Source organism: Actinomadura oligospora ATCC 43269 (assembly GCF_000518265.1).
In the GTDB taxonomy this organism is placed as follows: domain Bacteria; phylum Actinomycetota; class Actinomycetes; order Streptosporangiales; family Streptosporangiaceae; genus Spirillospora; species Spirillospora oligospora.
Map to the genome: position 1 here is coordinate 123,755 of NZ_KI912410.1, position 15,392 is coordinate 139,146.

General features: G+C 73.0%; 12 protein-coding genes. 9 read left to right on the top strand and 3 right to left on the bottom strand.

Features of this window, described 5'->3' with window-relative positions:
* Window positions 1-51 precede the first annotated feature (51 nt).
* The 6 genes from P696_RS49485 to P696_RS0132240 all read left to right on the top strand — a co-directional run bounded on the left by P696_RS49485 (window position 52) and on the right by P696_RS0132240 (window position 5,745).
* On the top strand, window positions 52-822 hold the full coding sequence (locus P696_RS49485; protein WP_064744167.1) for a hypothetical protein: 771 nt from the start codon (window positions 52-54) through the stop codon (window positions 820-822).
* A gap of 295 nt (window positions 823-1,117) precedes the next feature.
* Window positions 1,118-1,390 carry a WXG100 family type VII secretion target gene (locus P696_RS0132220; protein WP_026415560.1) on the top strand — a complete coding sequence of 91 codons (273 nt, stop codon included), beginning with the start codon at window positions 1,118-1,120 and terminating at the stop codon, window positions 1,388-1,390.
* Between the two features lie 176 nt (window positions 1,391-1,566).
* A complete protein-coding gene (locus tag P696_RS0132225; RefSeq protein WP_026415561.1) occupies window positions 1,567-1,806 on the top strand; it encodes a hypothetical protein in 240 nt (79 codons plus the stop codon).
* On the top strand, window positions 1,806-3,956 hold the full coding sequence (locus P696_RS53170) for a hypothetical protein (RefSeq protein WP_026415562.1): 2,151 nt from the start codon (window positions 1,806-1,808) through the stop codon (window positions 3,954-3,956). The genes P696_RS0132225 and P696_RS53170 overlap by 1 nt, the downstream gene beginning before the upstream one ends.
* 623 nt (window positions 3,957-4,579) lie before the next feature.
* Window positions 4,580-4,771, top strand: a complete 192-nt coding sequence (locus P696_RS0132235; RefSeq protein WP_245627898.1) for a PLDc N-terminal domain-containing protein — start codon at window positions 4,580-4,582, stop codon at window positions 4,769-4,771.
* A 44-nt stretch (window positions 4,772-4,815) separates the two neighbouring features.
* Window positions 4,816-5,745, top strand: coding sequence for a MerR family transcriptional regulator (locus P696_RS0132240; RefSeq protein WP_026415564.1), 930 nt, complete (start codon window positions 4,816-4,818; stop codon window positions 5,743-5,745).
* On the opposite strand, the gene P696_RS0132245 is transcribed toward P696_RS0132240, so the two are convergent.
* Window positions 5,730-6,848, bottom strand: coding sequence for an NADAR family protein (locus tag P696_RS0132245; protein ID WP_026415565.1), 1,119 nt, complete (start codon window positions 6,846-6,848; stop codon window positions 5,730-5,732). The genes P696_RS0132240 and P696_RS0132245 overlap by 16 nt on opposite strands.
* A gap of 202 nt (window positions 6,849-7,050) precedes the next feature.
* On the opposite strand from P696_RS0132245, the gene P696_RS0132250 reads away from it, so the two are divergent.
* Both P696_RS0132250 and P696_RS0132255 read left to right on the top strand, forming a co-directional pair.
* On the top strand, window positions 7,051-7,680 hold the full coding sequence (locus tag P696_RS0132250; RefSeq protein ID WP_026415566.1) for a class I SAM-dependent methyltransferase: 630 nt from the start codon (window positions 7,051-7,053) through the stop codon (window positions 7,678-7,680).
* Window positions 7,677-8,966, top strand: a complete 1,290-nt coding sequence (locus P696_RS0132255) for an MFS transporter (RefSeq protein ID WP_026415567.1) — start codon at window positions 7,677-7,679, stop codon at window positions 8,964-8,966. Before P696_RS0132250 ends, P696_RS0132255 begins: the two co-directional genes overlap by 4 nt.
* Window positions 8,967-9,027: 61 nt before the next feature.
* On the opposite strand, the gene P696_RS0132260 is transcribed toward P696_RS0132255, so the two are convergent.
* Complete coding sequence (locus P696_RS0132260) at window positions 9,028-9,378, bottom strand: YrdB family protein (protein WP_026415568.1); 351 nt, start codon at window positions 9,376-9,378, stop codon at window positions 9,028-9,030.
* Window positions 9,379-9,535: 157 nt separating this feature from the next.
* A complete protein-coding gene (locus P696_RS0132265) occupies window positions 9,536-14,041 on the bottom strand; it encodes an FtsK/SpoIIIE domain-containing protein (RefSeq protein WP_026415569.1) in 4,506 nt (1,501 codons plus the stop codon).
* Between the two features lie 435 nt (window positions 14,042-14,476).
* Between P696_RS0132265 and P696_RS0132270 the strand changes: the two genes are divergently transcribed.
* A complete protein-coding gene (locus P696_RS0132270) occupies window positions 14,477-15,391 on the top strand; it encodes a hypothetical protein (RefSeq protein ID WP_026415570.1) in 915 nt (304 codons plus the stop codon).
* Window position 15,392: the final 1 nt, after the last annotated feature.

Below are 15,392 nucleotides of genomic sequence, written 5' to 3' on the forward strand. Positions count from 1 at the left end.
ATCAACCGGTGTATCTTCTGCGGGGATCCGCGGAGATTCGCAGGGAGACGCATGGTTCGGCACGGATCGCGGGCGGTGTTGCTGGTCGCGCTGGCCCTGCTCGTCGTGGTGCCGTCCTCGGCGCGCCCGAGCCGTCCGTCCGTGGACGCCGACACCACTCGGCAGCTGACCGTCGCCGCGGGCGCCCTGCTCGAGTTCCGTTCCCAGGCGCTCGTCGAGCGCCGCCGCCAGGACCGGCGTCCGCCGACCGAGGTGCTCGGCGTCAAGATCGCGCCCGACCTCGCCGAGAACCAGGAACGCGCCGTCCGGGAGCTGGCCAACCGCAACCGCGCGCCCGTCCCGGGCGGACCCGCCTTCGTCGCCGCGAAGACCCGCCTGTCCGCCGACCGGGCCGTCCGGCGCGGCGACCACATCACGCTGGACGTCACCGAGCACACCGACCTCAGCTACGGGGACGGGCGGATCGAGCAGTCCGTCCGGCGCCGGTTCGAGTTCGTCCTGCGGGGCGAGCAGCTCGTCCTGGTGGGGGAGCGGGTCACCGACCCGGGCGCGCACCCCGTGAACGACCCGGACCCGACGGACGAGCCGTCCGCGCCCACCCAGCCGAGTCCCGAGCCGGAACCGCCGGAGCCGTCGGTTCCGTCCAGCCCGGTGACGCCCGACCCGTCGCCGTCGCCGACCACGCCGAGCCCGTCGCCGTCGAGCCCGACCGCGACGCCGTCCGTGCCGTCCGGCCCGGTGACGCCGCCGACCCCGGAGCCGACGTTCCGGACGCCGGTCCCGGTCATCCCGCCGATCACGCTGAGGCCGCCGTCCTTCTGACCGTCCGGGACGCGGGGAATTGTCCTTGCCCGCGCCCCCGTCGTCCGTCAAAAGCCGGGTCAGAATGCGGTGGCCGGACGGCCGGAAAATGATGTCCTGACCGGATCCGGCCAGAGCAAGCCGGTGGGAATGGGGCCCAAACGTCGCGCGAGGGCCGTGGCGCGCCTGGCCTCCTGTGATCGGTGGGGCGTAGGCTGGCGGGCATATTCTTCGGGGCCCGGAGAACGCGCCACGGCGAGGCGGCGACCGCCCGGCGTGGTCCAGCGATCGCAACCAGCGACGAAAGGGTCGGAGCATGAGCGGTGACAAGCGCGGCGCCAGCATCGGGGCACTCGAAGACATGTCCCGGATGTTCAGCAAGCACTCCCGGAACCTCGACGCCCTCATCAAGGACCTGAACGGCCGCACCGTCGGCAGCACCGAGGTGTGGTGGGGCCCGGGCGCGGACCGGTTCCGCGGCGCGTGGGCCGAGGCCAAGGCCGCCTTCGACAAGATGGCCCTCGCCCTCGAAGAGGGCAGCCAGGACATCAAGCGGTCGCAGCAGAACATCGAGGCCGCCACCCGCTGAGCGCGGCCCCCTGGACCGCGGGTCCCGGCCCATCCCCCCGAGGCCGGGACCCGCGCCGCCGCCTCCGCGTGACATGTCGGGACATCCGTCGCGACACGGAGTCACGATCCAGGAACGGGCCGTCGCGCGCACGGCCGCGCGTGCGACAGTCATCCCCGTGACGACGGAGGGTGACGATGAGCGGACCTGACGCGCTGGAGCTCCGGATGCTCCTCGGCCGGGCGCAGAACCTCTCGGACGAGCACTGGCGGCTGCTGTCCGGACCACGCCGGGCCATGGACGACCGCGCCTGGGTGGGCGGCCCGTCCGCCACCGGCTTCGCGTCCCGCCTCGAGGACGCCGAGCGCCGCCTCCAGACCCAGCTCGCCCGGGCCCTCCAGCTGCTCCGCGACAAGTCGAACCTCCCGGCCCTCTGATGGCCGACGCCTGGCTCGCCCCCGACACCTGCGGCGTGAAGCTCGCCGAGTTCGAGCGGATGACCCGCCAGATGACCCGCGCCGCGCCCGCCCTCGCCACCCTGGCCGACCAGCTCTGGCAGACCCTGAACGCCGCCGGCGTCTCCACCGCCCCCGCCCTGGAGATCCGCCGCCTCGCCGCCTGGGCCGCCGACGCCGCGTCCGACCTGCGCCGCCGCAACCTCCTGGCGCACGACATGGACCGCCGGACGACCGCCCCGAAGCTCTGCGCCCCGGACGGCACCTACCTGACCCTCCCCGACCGCTTCACCGACCAGGTCTCCCACTTCGAGGGCACCCGCCTGGCCGACGCCCTCCGCCGGGCCGCCGCCGGCGACCGCTCAGCCTGGAGGGAACTGAACCGCATCCGCCCGGAGGACGTCACCCCGGCCTTCGCGAAGGCCCTGATGACGTCCCTCGGCCCCGACACCCTCCTCACCATCCCCGCCGACCTCGCCGCACGCCTCGCCGCCGACATGAACCTCGAACCGGCCGACGGAACCCTCCACGTCGTCGGCGACGCCCGCATCGACGCCGACGCCGCCCAGGCCCGCAGCGCCCTGTCCCTCCTCACCCGCTGCCTCGCGTCCACAACGGACCCGCGGGGCAAGGGCTACATGGGCGACCAATTCCTGACCCGCCTCACCGAAGCCGGCCGCACCCGATTCCGTGGCCACGTGGACGGCTACCAATCCCTGTCCACCCTCTTGGGCGCCGACGCCGGAGCCAGATTCTCCCCGGCCTTCTTCCGCGTCGTCGGCCACGACCTGATCGCCTACGACCGCGACCAGCGAGAGAAGTCCCCCGACGTCGTCACCGACCTGAGCGGCCATTTCCACCTGGGCAACGCCCTGGACGCGAACACCACCAAGGTCGTCCGCGAATCCGGCGGCCTCCTCGGCCGCCACGACGTCCACCCCCAACGCGAGATCCTCTCCCCACTCCTGGAAACCGCCGCCCACTCAGGCCGCGACGCCGCCCAAACCCTCCTGACCGGCTGGCACGGCCCCTTCACCCCCCAATCCCCCAAGAACGACTCCGACCTCCACTACCTCATCCACGACCTCCGCCAGGACTGGTCCAGAACAGACCACGGCAAGGCCCTAGGCAACGCCCTCCGAACCGCCACCACAACCCCCGACGAAACCTCAACCACCCTCACCCTCCAAGCCGCCAAGTATCTGGGCGACGACGCCCGCACCCACTTCGGCGTCGATGTGGCGGGCAACAAGATCACGGTCCGGGATGGCGCGGACGACCTGGCGGCGATGCGTCCTGCAATGGCCGAGATACTCGCCCGGCACATCCACCAGGTCCAGGACGTCTACCGCTATTTCCAGAGCACGACGCGAGTGGAAGGCGCGACACCCCTGCGCAACGGCGATCTCGACTACGCGCTTCTCGACATCTGTCGCGATGCCGATGCCTACGAGACCTTGCTCAGAGCCCAGACCGCTCACGCCCGCGTCCAGATCGACCGGGCGATCGCCGAAGGCAAGAACCTGTCGAACGCGCTGAAGGGCGAAGGCCGGGTGTTCGGCCATCTGATCGAGGCCCGCAATCGGGCGGTCGGTGGAGAGAAGGCGCGGCTCGCGGAGGACCTGGCCAGGTTGACCGCCGAAGTGGACGGCTTGACGGGGCTCATCCCCGTCGCCGGAATCTACGCTCAGCAGTCGGCGAAGGTCCCCGGAGGGGAACAGGCGGCGACATGGCTTACCGGCGAGGTCATGGCAGCGATGAAGGCACACGTCGTCCAACACCTCGCGGAGGAGCCCGACCCGACCGTCCTCGCCCCCAAGGACAACGCCGAGGCCATTGAGCGTCTCTTCACCCAGATGGTGACCTCCAGTCTCGTGGACCACGGCAAGTACTCGGCCGCGGACGCCAGCGGCCAGCCGTTCGCCGACCCGGCGCACCCGGGCAAGATAAAACCAGTCGCCTCGATGAACGCCGATGAGCTGAATGCTCTGCTTTCCTGGGCGAACGAATCAGCGAACTTGGCCAATGTGAGTGACGATATCTCTGGTGCACTGGAGCATGGAAAGGTGGACACCTCGGGCCACTATCGCGACGATGCTGGCGACAATCTACCGCCAAGCGTTAGCAGGTGATCGCTTGAACAGAGGGATTATTGCGTTGGGTTGCGCCGCAATCCTGGCTGCGTCCTGCACGGATAGAGGAGAGGGTGAACCTGTGAAGGTGTCGTCCAGGCGGGTGACAGAACGTGCGCCCTATCTGTGTGATGTTGTTCCCGCGGCGGAATTTAAGGACGCTGTCGGTATATCTGGAGACATCACGGCTCGGTGGGTCAGCGCTCCACAGGCGAGCAAACATGTTTGCCTGGCTGGTGCCGACGGCAGATATCCGCTTGGCGTCGACTGGTCCTTCGCTGATGGCGACGCGACGGTCGAGAAGCAGCGGAGTCAGCGAAATGGGGCTGGCGTGCAGCGGCTTGCGCCGGAGCTTGGGAATGGGATTGCCTCAACAGTCCCCGGAGGTTTCACGCCCGAGCGTCCAAATTATGTTATTGCTGCCTTTTCTTGTGGTCGGCATCGACCGTTCGTGCGTATTGATTTTGTGGGGGTTGTGGGGGGGCGGGATGCGGTTCGGGACATGGTGGGGTTCATGCGGATTGCGGAGAGGCGGTTTGGGGAGATTCATGGGTGTACGCCGCGTCCGGAGTGAAAGGGGTGGGGTTGTGGTGGTGGAGAGGCGGTCGTGGGGGGAGCTTGGGGTGCGGCAGCGGCGGGTGATCGTGGGGGCGGTGGTGGTGCAGTGGGTGCTGGCCGTCGCGGCGCTGGTGGATCTGTGGCGGCGGCCGGCCGAGGGGGTCCGGGGGCCGAAACGGGTGTGGCGGGTGGCGGCGTTCGTCAACTTCGCGGGGCCGGTGGCCTACTTTCTGTTCGGGCGGAAGAAGGTCGGCTGAAAGGACTTGCGTCTCCAGTTACTGGAGGTCGCAGGGTTGGGTGCATGGCGGACGGACTGGTGTTCTCGATCGGGGAGTTGGCGCGGCGTGCCGGGGTGTCGGTGAAGACCGTGCGGTTCTACTCGGACGAGGGGCTGGTTCCGCCCGCCGGACGTACCGACGCCGGTCACCGGCTGTACGACGTGCGCGCGCTGGCTCGGCTGGAGCTGGTGCGGACGCTGCGGGATCTCGACGTGGACCTGGCGACCGTCCGGCGGTTGCTGGAGCGGGGTGTCACGTTGCCCGAGATCGCGGCGGTGCACGCGGAGGCGCTGGACGCGCAGATCCGGACGTTGCGGTTGCGGCGTGCGGTGTTGCGGGCGGTGGCCAGGCGCGGATCCGACCCTGAGGAGTTGAAGATCATGCATGAGCTGGCGCGGTTGTCCGCGGAGGAGCGGAACGCGATCATCCACGAGTTCATCGACGCGACGTTCGGTGGGCTGGACGCGAATCCGGCGTTCGTGGCGATGATGCGGTCGGCGATGCCGGAGCTGCCGGACGATCCGGAGCCCGAGCAGGTCGAGGCGTGGATCGAGCTGGGCGACCTGGTGCGGGACGAGGACTTCCGGGCGTCCGTGCGGCGGATGGCCGAGCACCAGGCGGAACAGGCCGACGAGGCGGAGCTGCATCACGAGCTGACGCAGGCGGTCCTCGAGAAGGCCGGCGCGGCGCTGGAGGCGGGGATCGCGCCCGCGTCCGCGGAGGCCGGGCCCGTGGTGGACGGCCTGATCGCGCGGTACGCGGAGACGTTCGGCAAGGCGGACTCGCCGGAGTACCGGCGGGACGTCCTGCGGCGGCTGGAGACGGCGAACGACCCTCGCGCGGCGCGGTACTGGGCGCTGCTGGGGAAGATCAACGGGTGGCCCGCGCAGCCCGATCTGACGCCGGTGAGCGAGTGGTTCCTCGCCGCGTTGCGGGCTCAGCTGGACGGCTGAGCCGCCAGTTCGGAGCGGACGAGTTCGAGCAGGCGGCCCATCCAGTTGCGGCCTTCGCGGGGTCCCCGGTCGGTCCAGAACGGGGATTCGGAGTACCCGGTGTAGATGAGGACGGCGTCCCCGGTGGCCAGCAGGATCTCGGCCATCGGGGGGTGCTGGGTGAACTTGGCGCGCAGGATCTCGGTCATGACCGCGACGCGGCGGACGGACCAGTCCGGGCGCAGCGGGCATGAGCCGCCGAGTTCCTGTGCGTCCCGGACGGACGCCGTGTCGCGGATCCGGTCGTGGTCCGTGGGGGCGGCCACGGCCTGGGCCCAGTAGGCGTGCAGGACCGTCCGGTAGGTCTGGCCGCGGTAGGTGATCGGGGACGGGAACTCGTTGCGCAACACGGCGTCGTCGAGCACGTCGCCGGAGACGTTCCCACGTTCGTGCAACACGATCGCGGGGGTGGGGGCGGCGTCGTCCGCGTGGCGGAGGGCGATCTTCGCGCGGAAGGCGTCCTCGCTCCGGGAACCGGCGTCGAAGTACTCCTTGACCTGGAGATACAGCGCTTCGTCGGCGATCGGGCCGTCGCCGCAGACGGGCTCGCCGGGGTCGGTGGCGAGTTGCCGCAGGGGGATGTCCTGGCGGTCCATGTCGCCGAGGACGTAGACGCGGTTGTGCCCGGGAATCGCGAGGTAGGCGTCCCGGACGAGCCGCCGGTTGGCCTCGGTCGGGTCGTCCTGCCAGCGGCGGATCGCGTCCCAGCAGCGGTCGGACGAGGTCGGGCGGCCGTTCAGCCTCTCGACCTCGTCCAGGATCTCGGCGACGAAGCCGTCGTCCGTCAGCGGCTCGGGATAGCGCGCCGACCAGCGCGGACGCTCCGGTGGGCCGGACGGCGCGGGGAGGTCGGGGTCGCGGAGGCGGACGCGTCCGTCGGCGAGGCGGCGGCGCAGGCCGTCCAGGTCCATGCCGCCGCCGCATTCGATGTGGCCGTCGGCGAAGACGAACAGGTCTTCGACGAACGGGCGTGGAGAGGAGTGGTGCGTCACCCACACGTGGCACCAGACGCCGACGACCGTCTCCCCGCCCACGACCCGGCGCATCGGACCTTTCCAGATCATTCCGGCACTCTAGGGCGTGTCTCAAGGTCACCTGCCCTACCGCGCGACGCCGACCTTGAGACACGCCCTAGTGGCCGGTTTCGGCACGCCCCGGACTGCCTGCGCGGACGCGTCCGCCCGAAGGTTCGGTGGTGCGCGGGCGCGGATCCGGGTGGACGATCGGGACGGAGCCCGCGACCGCCGGGCACGGAGGTGAGGACGGGTGCGGACCACCAACGAACGCGTGCTCGAGGTGTTCGACGCCATCGCCGACCGTTATGACCGGCAGATGGCGACCTGCGAGCGGTGGCTGTTCCCGGGCAGCCGCGCGTGGGTGACCGGCCGCGCGGCCGGACGGGTCGTCGAGATCGCCGTCGGGACGGGCCTCAACCTGCCGCTCTACCCGGAGGCCGCCCGCTCGGTCGTCGGGATCGACCTGTCGGAGGCGATGCTCGACGTCGCCCGCAAGCGGGTCGAGGACGAGAAGCTCGGTGACCGCGTCGAGCTGCGGCGGGACGACGCGCAGCGCCTCCACCTCCCGGACGGCTGCGCCGACACGGTCGTCTCCACGTTCACGCTCTGCTCGATCCCGGACGCGGACGCCGCCGTCCGGGAGGCGTTCCGCCTGCTCAGGCCGGGCGGACGGTTCGTCCTCGCCGAGCACGGGCCGTCGTCCAACCTCGCCGTCCGGACGCTGATGCGGCTGGTGGAGCCCCTGATCCTGCGGCTCTCGGCGGACCACCTGACCCGCGACCCCCGGCCGATGCTGAGCCGCGCGGGGTTCCGGATCGAGGACGTCGCGCGCGGACGACTGGGGGTGAGTTTCCGGATCCTGGCCGTCCGTCCCGAATGAACGCCGCCGCCCGGCGGGTGTTCCTGGGTGGGCAGGCGGTGTCGCTGCTGGGGGACGGGCTGGCGGTGCTGGCCGTGCCGCTGCTGGTGCTGCGGCTGACGCGCGATCCGCTGCTCGCGGGGCTGGCGGCGGCGCCGCGCGGGATCGGGTACCTGCTCGTCGGCGTCCCGGCGGGCGCGCTCGCCGACCGGTGGGACGCGTGGACGGTCCTGGTCGCGGCGGACGTCGCGCGCGCCGGGGTGTTCGTCGCGCTGCCGGTGATGACCTGGGCGGACGTGGCGCCGCTGCCCGTCGTCCTCGGCCTGGCCGTCGTCGCCGGGATCGCGACGGTGTTCTTCGACGCGGCGCTCGGCGCGTCCCTCAAGGACCTCTTCGCGAACGACGGGCTGCTGCGCGCGAACGCGGTCATGGAGACGTCCGCGCAGCTCGCGGCGGTCGTCGGCCCCGCCGCGGTCGCGTTCCTCGCGGCGACCGCGGGCCTCGGGACGGCCCTCCTGGCCAACGCCGCGACCTTCACCCTCTCCTGCGCGTCCCTCCTGACCGTCTCCCGCACGCGACCCGAACGCGCGCGCGCCCGGCCCGGGCACGTGCGCGCCTGGACCAAATGCGTGCGCGTCCGGAGCGAGCGCGTGCAGGTTCCGAGCGAACGCGTGCGTGCTCGGAAGGAACGGCGGGGGATGTTCCGGGACTTTGTGGAGGGGGTGCGGTTTCTGCGGGGGTGCCGTCCGTTGTTGGCGGTGACGGTGGTGCAGGTGGGGGTGAACCTGTGCCTCGCTGTGGACACTCTGATCGTCTATCTGGGACGGGTGACGCTGGGTCTGCCCACGCACGCGGTCGCGGCGCTGGTGGCGGCCGAGGGGGTGGGCGGCGTCGCTGGGGCGATGGTAGCGGGCGCGGTCGCGCGGCGGCTCGGCGCGATGGGCGCGGTGACCGCGGGCGTTGTCGGGGTCGGGACGTCCCTGGCGGTGATGGGGACGGTCTCGGACGCGTGGGCCCTGATCGCGGCGAACGCCGTCCAGGGGGCGGCGGTGACGCTGGCGAGCGTGGTGAACCGGAGCGCGCGGCAGGCGTGGATCCCGCGTCCGCTGATGGGACGGGTCACGACGACGATCCGCTCGATGGTCATTGCGGTGACGCCGATCGGCGCGGCGCTGGCGGGCGTGGCGAGCCGGGCGTCCGGGGACGATCCGCGTCCCGTGTTCGTCGCGGCCGGAACCCTCGCAGCCGGGACGATCCTGATCGGCTGGGCGACCGTCCTGCGCCGCCTCCCGCCACCACCGTTCTGATGTCCTGGAGACACAGAAACGGCCCGGCCGCCGAGGGGGCCGGGCCGTTCCGCCGCAGGGGTCACTGCTTCCAGGTGAGGCGCAGGACGGCGTTGACGGCGTAGACGGCCGCGAAGATCAGGGCCGGGGTCAGGGCGGCGGACGCGTAGAGGGCGAGCGCGGCGGTGCCGAACCAGGCGATCTCGAAGGCGGCGCGGGCGATGCCGTGCAGGGCGAAGGTGGCGTTCTCGCCGCCGCCCGCCGCGAACAGCCCCCACAGCGTCCCCATCGCGATCGGCGCGCCGAGTCCGGCGAGGATCCGGACGGCCCAGTTCGAGTCGAGCGTGAAGCCCCAGTAGCCGACGGAGGCCAGCACGCCGAGCTCCAGGAAGAACATCACGGCCATGTTGGCGCCCTTGGCGATGGCGAGCATGTGCGGACCTCCGACGTCCAGGATGTGCGTTTCGTCCCTGCGAGAGCAATGCTCTCGCGAACGACGCTCACAGTCAAGAGCAGTGCTCTCCATTCGGCGCGAAAAAGCGGCGCCGACGTACGAAACAGCACGTCGGCGCCGCAGGCGAAGGAAAGGATCAGCCGTTCAGGGGCGGCGGCAGGGCCACCTGGATCCGGGTGGTCACGGCCGAGCGGACGAGGAGGCCGCGACCGGCGGGTCCGGACAGCGAGGCGTTGCGCGGCAGGCGGAGGCCGAACAGGTCGCCGTCGTCCGGCGAGTCGACGGAGAGCAGGACGCCGGAGCGGGAGCGCCGGGCCTCGGCGAGGAAGCCCCGGTAGCCGCGCCCGAGGTCCTCGGTGGTGCCGCCGAGGACGAGGGCGTGCTCGCCGTCGCGGGCGGTCCGCAGGACGTCGCGCAGCCCGTCGTCCAGGTCGTGCTCGTCGAGGAGTTCGGCGTCGTCCACGACCACGGCGTAGCGGTGCTCGGAGCCGATCACCTCCTCCAGGTCGTCGATCGTGGAGTCGGCGGTGAGCAGGCCGAGGACGCCCTGGCGTCCGGCGAGCATGCGCAGCGGGGAGCGTCGCGGCGTCACCAGGACGACCGGGACGAGCCCGCCCGCGACGGCCGGGTCGAGCAGCGACTCGACGATCGTGCGCAGCGTGGTGGAGCGGCCCGAGCGGGCCGGTCCGGCGACGACGAAGGCCGGGCCCTCGTTCAGCAGGTCGACACCGGCCGGGGCGAGGGTGTCGCCGCCGACGCCGACCAGCGACCAGAGCGCGGACGGCGGCAGGAGGTCCGGGTCGAGGTCCAACGCCTCGCGGTAGGTCACGCGCGCCGGAAGCTCGTCCACGTGCAGCGGACGCCGCCCGCGCGGCAGGCGTCCGTACCGGGTGGACGCGGCGCGCGCGATCTCCTGGAGGGCGGTGACCTGGGCCGTGCCGGACGGGTCGTCCGCGAGCAGCCCGATCTGCGACTCGCGCGGCGGGACGCCCGGCGCGACGACCTCCAGCACGCGTCCCGGCGGCATGGACGCGGGGATCTGGCGGTCCTGGAGCCCGGCGTAGCCGTAGTCGTTGGGGTCGGCCATGCGCAGCACCAGCCGCCGGTCGAAGACCGTGGAGACCTGGCCGGTCAGGCCCGTCCGGTCGCCGGTGAAGACGGCGCGCAGGCCGACCGCCGCGCCCTCGCGCAGGAGCCGCAGCGTCACGTCGATGAGGCGGCCGTAGTCGTAGGCGTCGAACGCGCCGACGAATCCCTCCCAGCGGTCGAGCAGCAGGACCATCCAGGGCAGCCGGTCGGCGGCGGCGACGGCCGCGCGCTGCTCGGACAGGGACGCGAAGCCCGCCTCGGCGAGCAGCTGCTGCCGCCGCGACACCTCCGCGCCGAGCGCGGCCAGCAGCCGTTCGGTGCGGTCGAGCTGGTCGCGGCCGACGACCGCGCCGCAGTGCGGCAGCGACACCAGCGGCAGCAGCGCGCCCGCGCCGCAGTCGATCGCGTAGAGGTGCGCGTCGAACGGGGAGCAGGCGGCGGCGAGCGACCCGGCGAACGTGCGCAGCGCCGTCGACCGCCCGGACCGGGCCGTCCCCGCGAGGTACAGGTGGCCGCCCTTCACCAGGTCGGCGACCAGCGGCTCGCGCGACTGGACGGACGGCAGGTCGGTCACCCCGAACGGGATCGCCGGGACGTCCACGACCGAGCCCCCGGCGGCCGTGCGCGGCTCCAGCCGCACCCGCTCGGGCAGCGGGGTCAGCCACGGCGACGGCTGCCGTTCGATCCCGGCGCGGCGCGCCGCGTCCTCGATCGCCCGGACGAGGACGGCCAGGTCGGTGACCGATTCGCCGGACGCGTCGTCCAGCGGCTCGCGCGGGCCGGGCAGCGGACGGCCGAGGCCCTGCCAGCCCACGGTGTGCACGTCGGCGCGTCCGGCGGGGGCGCCCGGCGCGGGACGCCGTCCGCCGACCCGCGCGGTCTGCACCAGCCTCGGCTCGTCCACGCCGGACCGCACGTAGCAGCGGCCGGGCGTCGCCTTGCCGATCCGCGCGGCCTCGGGGACGTCGATCACGTCGGTGGACTCGTCCGGGTCGGTGACGCGCAGCGCGATCCGCAGGTTGGTGTTCGCGCGGATGTCCGCCGTCACCACCCCGGCCGGACGCTGCGTCGCGAGGATCAGGTGGACGCCGAGGGACCGTCCGCGCCGTCCGATGTCCACGAGCCCGGCGACGAACTCGGGCAGCTCGGCGACCATCGCGGCGAACTCGTCGATGACCAGGACGAGGCGCGGCAGCCCGCCGCCGCCGCCCGCCTGGTAGTCGTCGATGTCCTTCGCGCCCGCCTGGAGGAGGATCTCCTCGCGCCGCCGCAGCTCCGCCGACAGGGACTCGAGGGCGCGTTCGGTCGCGTGCCCGTCCAGGTCGGTGACCATCCCGACGGTGTGCGGGAGGCGCGCGCAGTCGGCGAACGCCGCGCCGCCCTTGTAGTCGATCAGGACGAACGTCATCTCGTCCGGGCGGTTCGCGACCGCGAGCGACGCGATCAGCGTCTGGAGCAGCTCGGACTTGCCCGCGCCGGTCGTCCCGGCGACGAGCCCGTGCGGGCCGTCGTACCGCAGGTCCACGGAGAACGGGCCGTCCGCGCTCAGCCCGATCGGGACGCGGGTGGCGCGGCCGTCGGTCCGCTGCCAGGACCGCAGGACGGCGCCCGCGTCCGGCTCGGGCATCGCGAGCAGGTCGAGCAGGCGCGCGCTCGCGGGGAGGGCGTCGTCGGAGTCCTGACGGGACACGTCCCGGACGGGCGCGATCGCGCGTCCGACCCGCTCGGCCCACGCCACCGGCACCCGGTCGGCCAGCACCGGGCCGATCGCGTCGAGCCCGTGCCCGCGCAGCCGGACGGCCGGGCCGCCCTCCTCCTCGAACGCCGCCACGACGTTGCACTCCTCGGGGAGCAGCCGCTCCTCGTCGTCCACGCAGATCGCGTGGATGCCGTACTCCGCGCCGCGCGCGAGCAGCATCGGCATGCCCGGCTGGCGGCGCAGCGCCCGCGCGCCGTCCAGGACGACGAGGATGTTGTACGGGATCGCCTCGGGCGGCTTGCCCTGGCCGAAGAAGCTCTGCGCGGCCTGCGCGGCGCGACGCCGCTCGCTCACCCGGATCGCGAGCTCGGTAATACGGTGAGCGAGCGATTCCGGATCCGACCCGACCAGGGCCGTGCACTCCTCGCCCTCGCGCGGGCGCGTGTGCGGGATCCACCGCACCCAGTTCCACTCCTCGCCCGCCTCGGCGTCCGCCGTGAGGACGACGATCGCCAGGTCACGCGGGCTGTGCAGGGCCGCGGCCTGCGCCACCAGCCAGCGCGCGAGGCCGCGCGAGGCCGTCCGGGGCCCGGTGATGCCGAGCACGCCGATGTCGGGGAGCGGCAGCGCGACCGGGACGAGCCGGGACATCGGCGTCTCCGGCGTCCCGTCGCCGTCCGCGCCGAGCGCGCCGCCCGCGTCCGGCGCGAGGACGCGTCCCGCGCCGCTCGCCTTCGGGTTCGCGCTGGACGCCAGGCCGCCGCTGAGGCTGGACGACGGCCGTCCCGGGTGCGGCCCGTCGCTGCGGATCTCGATGAGCGAGGGCAGGTCGGCGAGGCCGACGCGCAGGCGCAGCGCGTCCGGGTCGGTCATCCGCCGCTCCCAGAGGCGGCGGCGCGGGCCGGTCGCGGTCAGCAGGATCTCGGCCGGGTCGGGTTCGGCGTCGCGGCGCTCGCGCTCGTCCTCGCGGCGCAGCTCGGCCAGGCGCGCCCCGAACGCTGCGCTCTGCGCCTCGTAGTCGCGCAGCGCCTTCTTGAAGGACTTGCGCCCGTACATCCGGTCGCCGATCCACTCGCCGACCGCCATCACCGGCCACGCGAGCGCGAACAGCGCCCACCACCACTGGCCCATGCCGAACGCCATGACCAGGCCGAACGCCGAGAACAGCAGCGCGCCGAACAGCCGCAGCCGCTCCTTCGGGTCACGTTCCGGACGCTTCGGGACGTCGATCCGCCGCTTGCGCACCGCGGGCTTCAGCCGTGGCGGGCGGTTGAACGCCAGGCCGCCCTCGGCCAGCGGCTCCAGGTGCGTGTCCGGCTGCGCGCTCGCCGTCAGCATCAGGACGCTCGACCCCACGGCCAGCACGCTCCCGACCGGCCACGCCCGCTTCCCGTCCAGCGCGGCCCCGTCCAGGACGGCCTGCCCGATCGTGTGCGCGGACGGCTCGACCTCGGCGCCGTCCCGCCCGACCGTGACCCGCAGCGACACCTCGGGGACCGTCGGGTCGTCCAGCGTGAGGTCGGCGCGCCCGCCGGACCCGACCGTGACCGTCCCGAACCCGAGCCGGTGCACCGGGCCCGCCGACGGCCCGCCGACCACCCGCACCTCGACCAGCCCGGACGGCTCGGCGAGGTCGGTCGCCGCCGCCGTCCTGCGCTCGACGGCGACGACCGCGCCGTCCCGCAGCTCGCGGGCCGCCGGGGCCTGCGGATCGAGCATCCGGCCGTCCGCCCAGAGCCCGTCGCCCCGCGCCGTGAGCGCCCGCGCGACCCCGCCGACGGTGGCGCGGTCGTCGACGTCCGCCACGACGTCCCGGGGCCCCTCCTGGGTCAGCGCCGTGAACGAGATCCGCATCCCAGCCCCTCTGTCCTGCGCCATTGCACGCGCCGCACACACGCGCACATCGCGCGCGCGTCGACCGGGGCTCACTTTAACGAGAAGGGACGACGCGGACCGGGCGGGCGCGGCGGTCGCCCTTCCGGAAAAGGGATATCGACGGGATCCGGACGGCGCCCGCCGTTGATCCGGACGCGCCGTTCCACACACTCCGTCAAATTCGAACATATCGCCCTTATCGGGTGTCCGATTCGGTGGTGTCAGTGACCGGTGTGACCCAGCGTTAACCGTGAAGTGGTCGGCGAAACGGCTGGTCACCCGTGCTCCTTTGGTCACGTCCCGGGTACGTCCGGCCGAATCCGTTGACGAGGGCGCGTCCGTCCCGCAAGCATGGATCGCCCGACGATTCGGAGATCTCCACATCCGAGATTCCGGCGGGCGCGAAAGGAGCACGTGGCTGCCCCCATGAAGAGCGACCAGCGGGCGACGAGCGGACGGGGCGGGCTCACGACGGGCCCGGCGGCTGGCGGGCTCGGGTCCACCGGGCTCGGCACGGCGGGCGGTCAGCGGCTGCCGAGCGCGCCGCGCGAGCGCAGACCGGCGCTCGCGGCGCTGGCCGTGCTGCTCGTCCTGGGCGGCGCGCTGGCCAGCGCGTACCTGGTGATGGCGAGCGGGCAGCGCGTCTCGGCGGTCCGGATCGCGCAGCCGGTCGCGGCCGGGCAGCGGATCCCGCTGTCGGCGCTCCAGGAGGTCCAGGTCGGCGACACCGGCATCGAGTACATCGCCTGGTCCGAGCGCGCCAAGGTCGCCCAGACGTACGCGGCGGTGCCGCTCGTGCGCGGCGCCCTCCTCACCAACTCCATGGTCAGCCGGACGAACGGCGCCGCGCAGGGACGCATGATCGTCGGCCTGTCGCTGAAGCCCGGCCAGTTCCCGGCGAAGGGCCTGGAGTCCGGCAAGCACGTCAGCCTGTACGCGGTGAGCGGCGGGAACGGCGGCGGGGCCGCGCGCGCGGGCACGGTCCTCGCCCCGGACGCGATCGTCATCGGCGTCTCGTCCGGCGGCAGCGGACGGCTCGGCAGCGACGGCCTCAGCCTGGACGTCGCCGTCGCGCCGGGCCAGGTCGGCGCGGTCACGCAGGCCGCCTCGGGCGGGCTCGTCGCGGTCGCGCTCATCCCGGACGGCACGCAGGCGCAGGGCGGCGGCCAGACACCGGGCGGCGGGGGCTCCGATGTCCCGCCGTCGCCGAACGGGAACACCCCGTCCGGCAACAACGACACGCCCACCGGGAACGCGCCCTCGGGGAACGCGCCGTCGGGACGTCCGTCGGACCACACCAAGCGGTCGCCCGGCACGGGCGGGGGCTGAC

Excerpts from the sequence above, each read along its gene's own strand:
- P696_RS0132265 (WP_026415569.1), bottom strand. The coding sequence starts at position 14,041 with ATGCGGATCTCGTTCACGGCGCTGACCCAGGAGGGGCCCCGGGACGTC.
- P696_RS53170 (WP_026415562.1), top strand. The coding sequence starts at position 1,806 with ATGGCCGACGCCTGGCTCGCCCCCGACACCTGCGGCGTGAAGCTCGCC.
- P696_RS0132240 (WP_026415564.1), top strand. The coding sequence starts at position 4,816 with ATGGCGGACGGACTGGTGTTCTCGATCGGGGAGTTGGCGCGGCGTGCC.
- P696_RS0132255 (WP_026415567.1), top strand. The coding sequence starts at position 7,677 with ATGAACGCCGCCGCCCGGCGGGTGTTCCTGGGTGGGCAGGCGGTGTCG.
- P696_RS0132260 (WP_026415568.1), bottom strand. The coding sequence starts at position 9,378 with ATGCTCGCCATCGCCAAGGGCGCCAACATGGCCGTGATGTTCTTCCTG.
- P696_RS0132245 (WP_026415565.1), bottom strand. The coding sequence starts at position 6,848 with ATGATCTGGAAAGGTCCGATGCGCCGGGTCGTGGGCGGGGAGACGGTC.
- P696_RS49485 (WP_064744167.1), top strand. The coding sequence starts at position 52 with ATGGTTCGGCACGGATCGCGGGCGGTGTTGCTGGTCGCGCTGGCCCTG.
- P696_RS0132220 (WP_026415560.1), top strand. The coding sequence starts at position 1,118 with ATGAGCGGTGACAAGCGCGGCGCCAGCATCGGGGCACTCGAAGACATG.
- P696_RS0132225 (WP_026415561.1), top strand. The coding sequence starts at position 1,567 with ATGAGCGGACCTGACGCGCTGGAGCTCCGGATGCTCCTCGGCCGGGCG.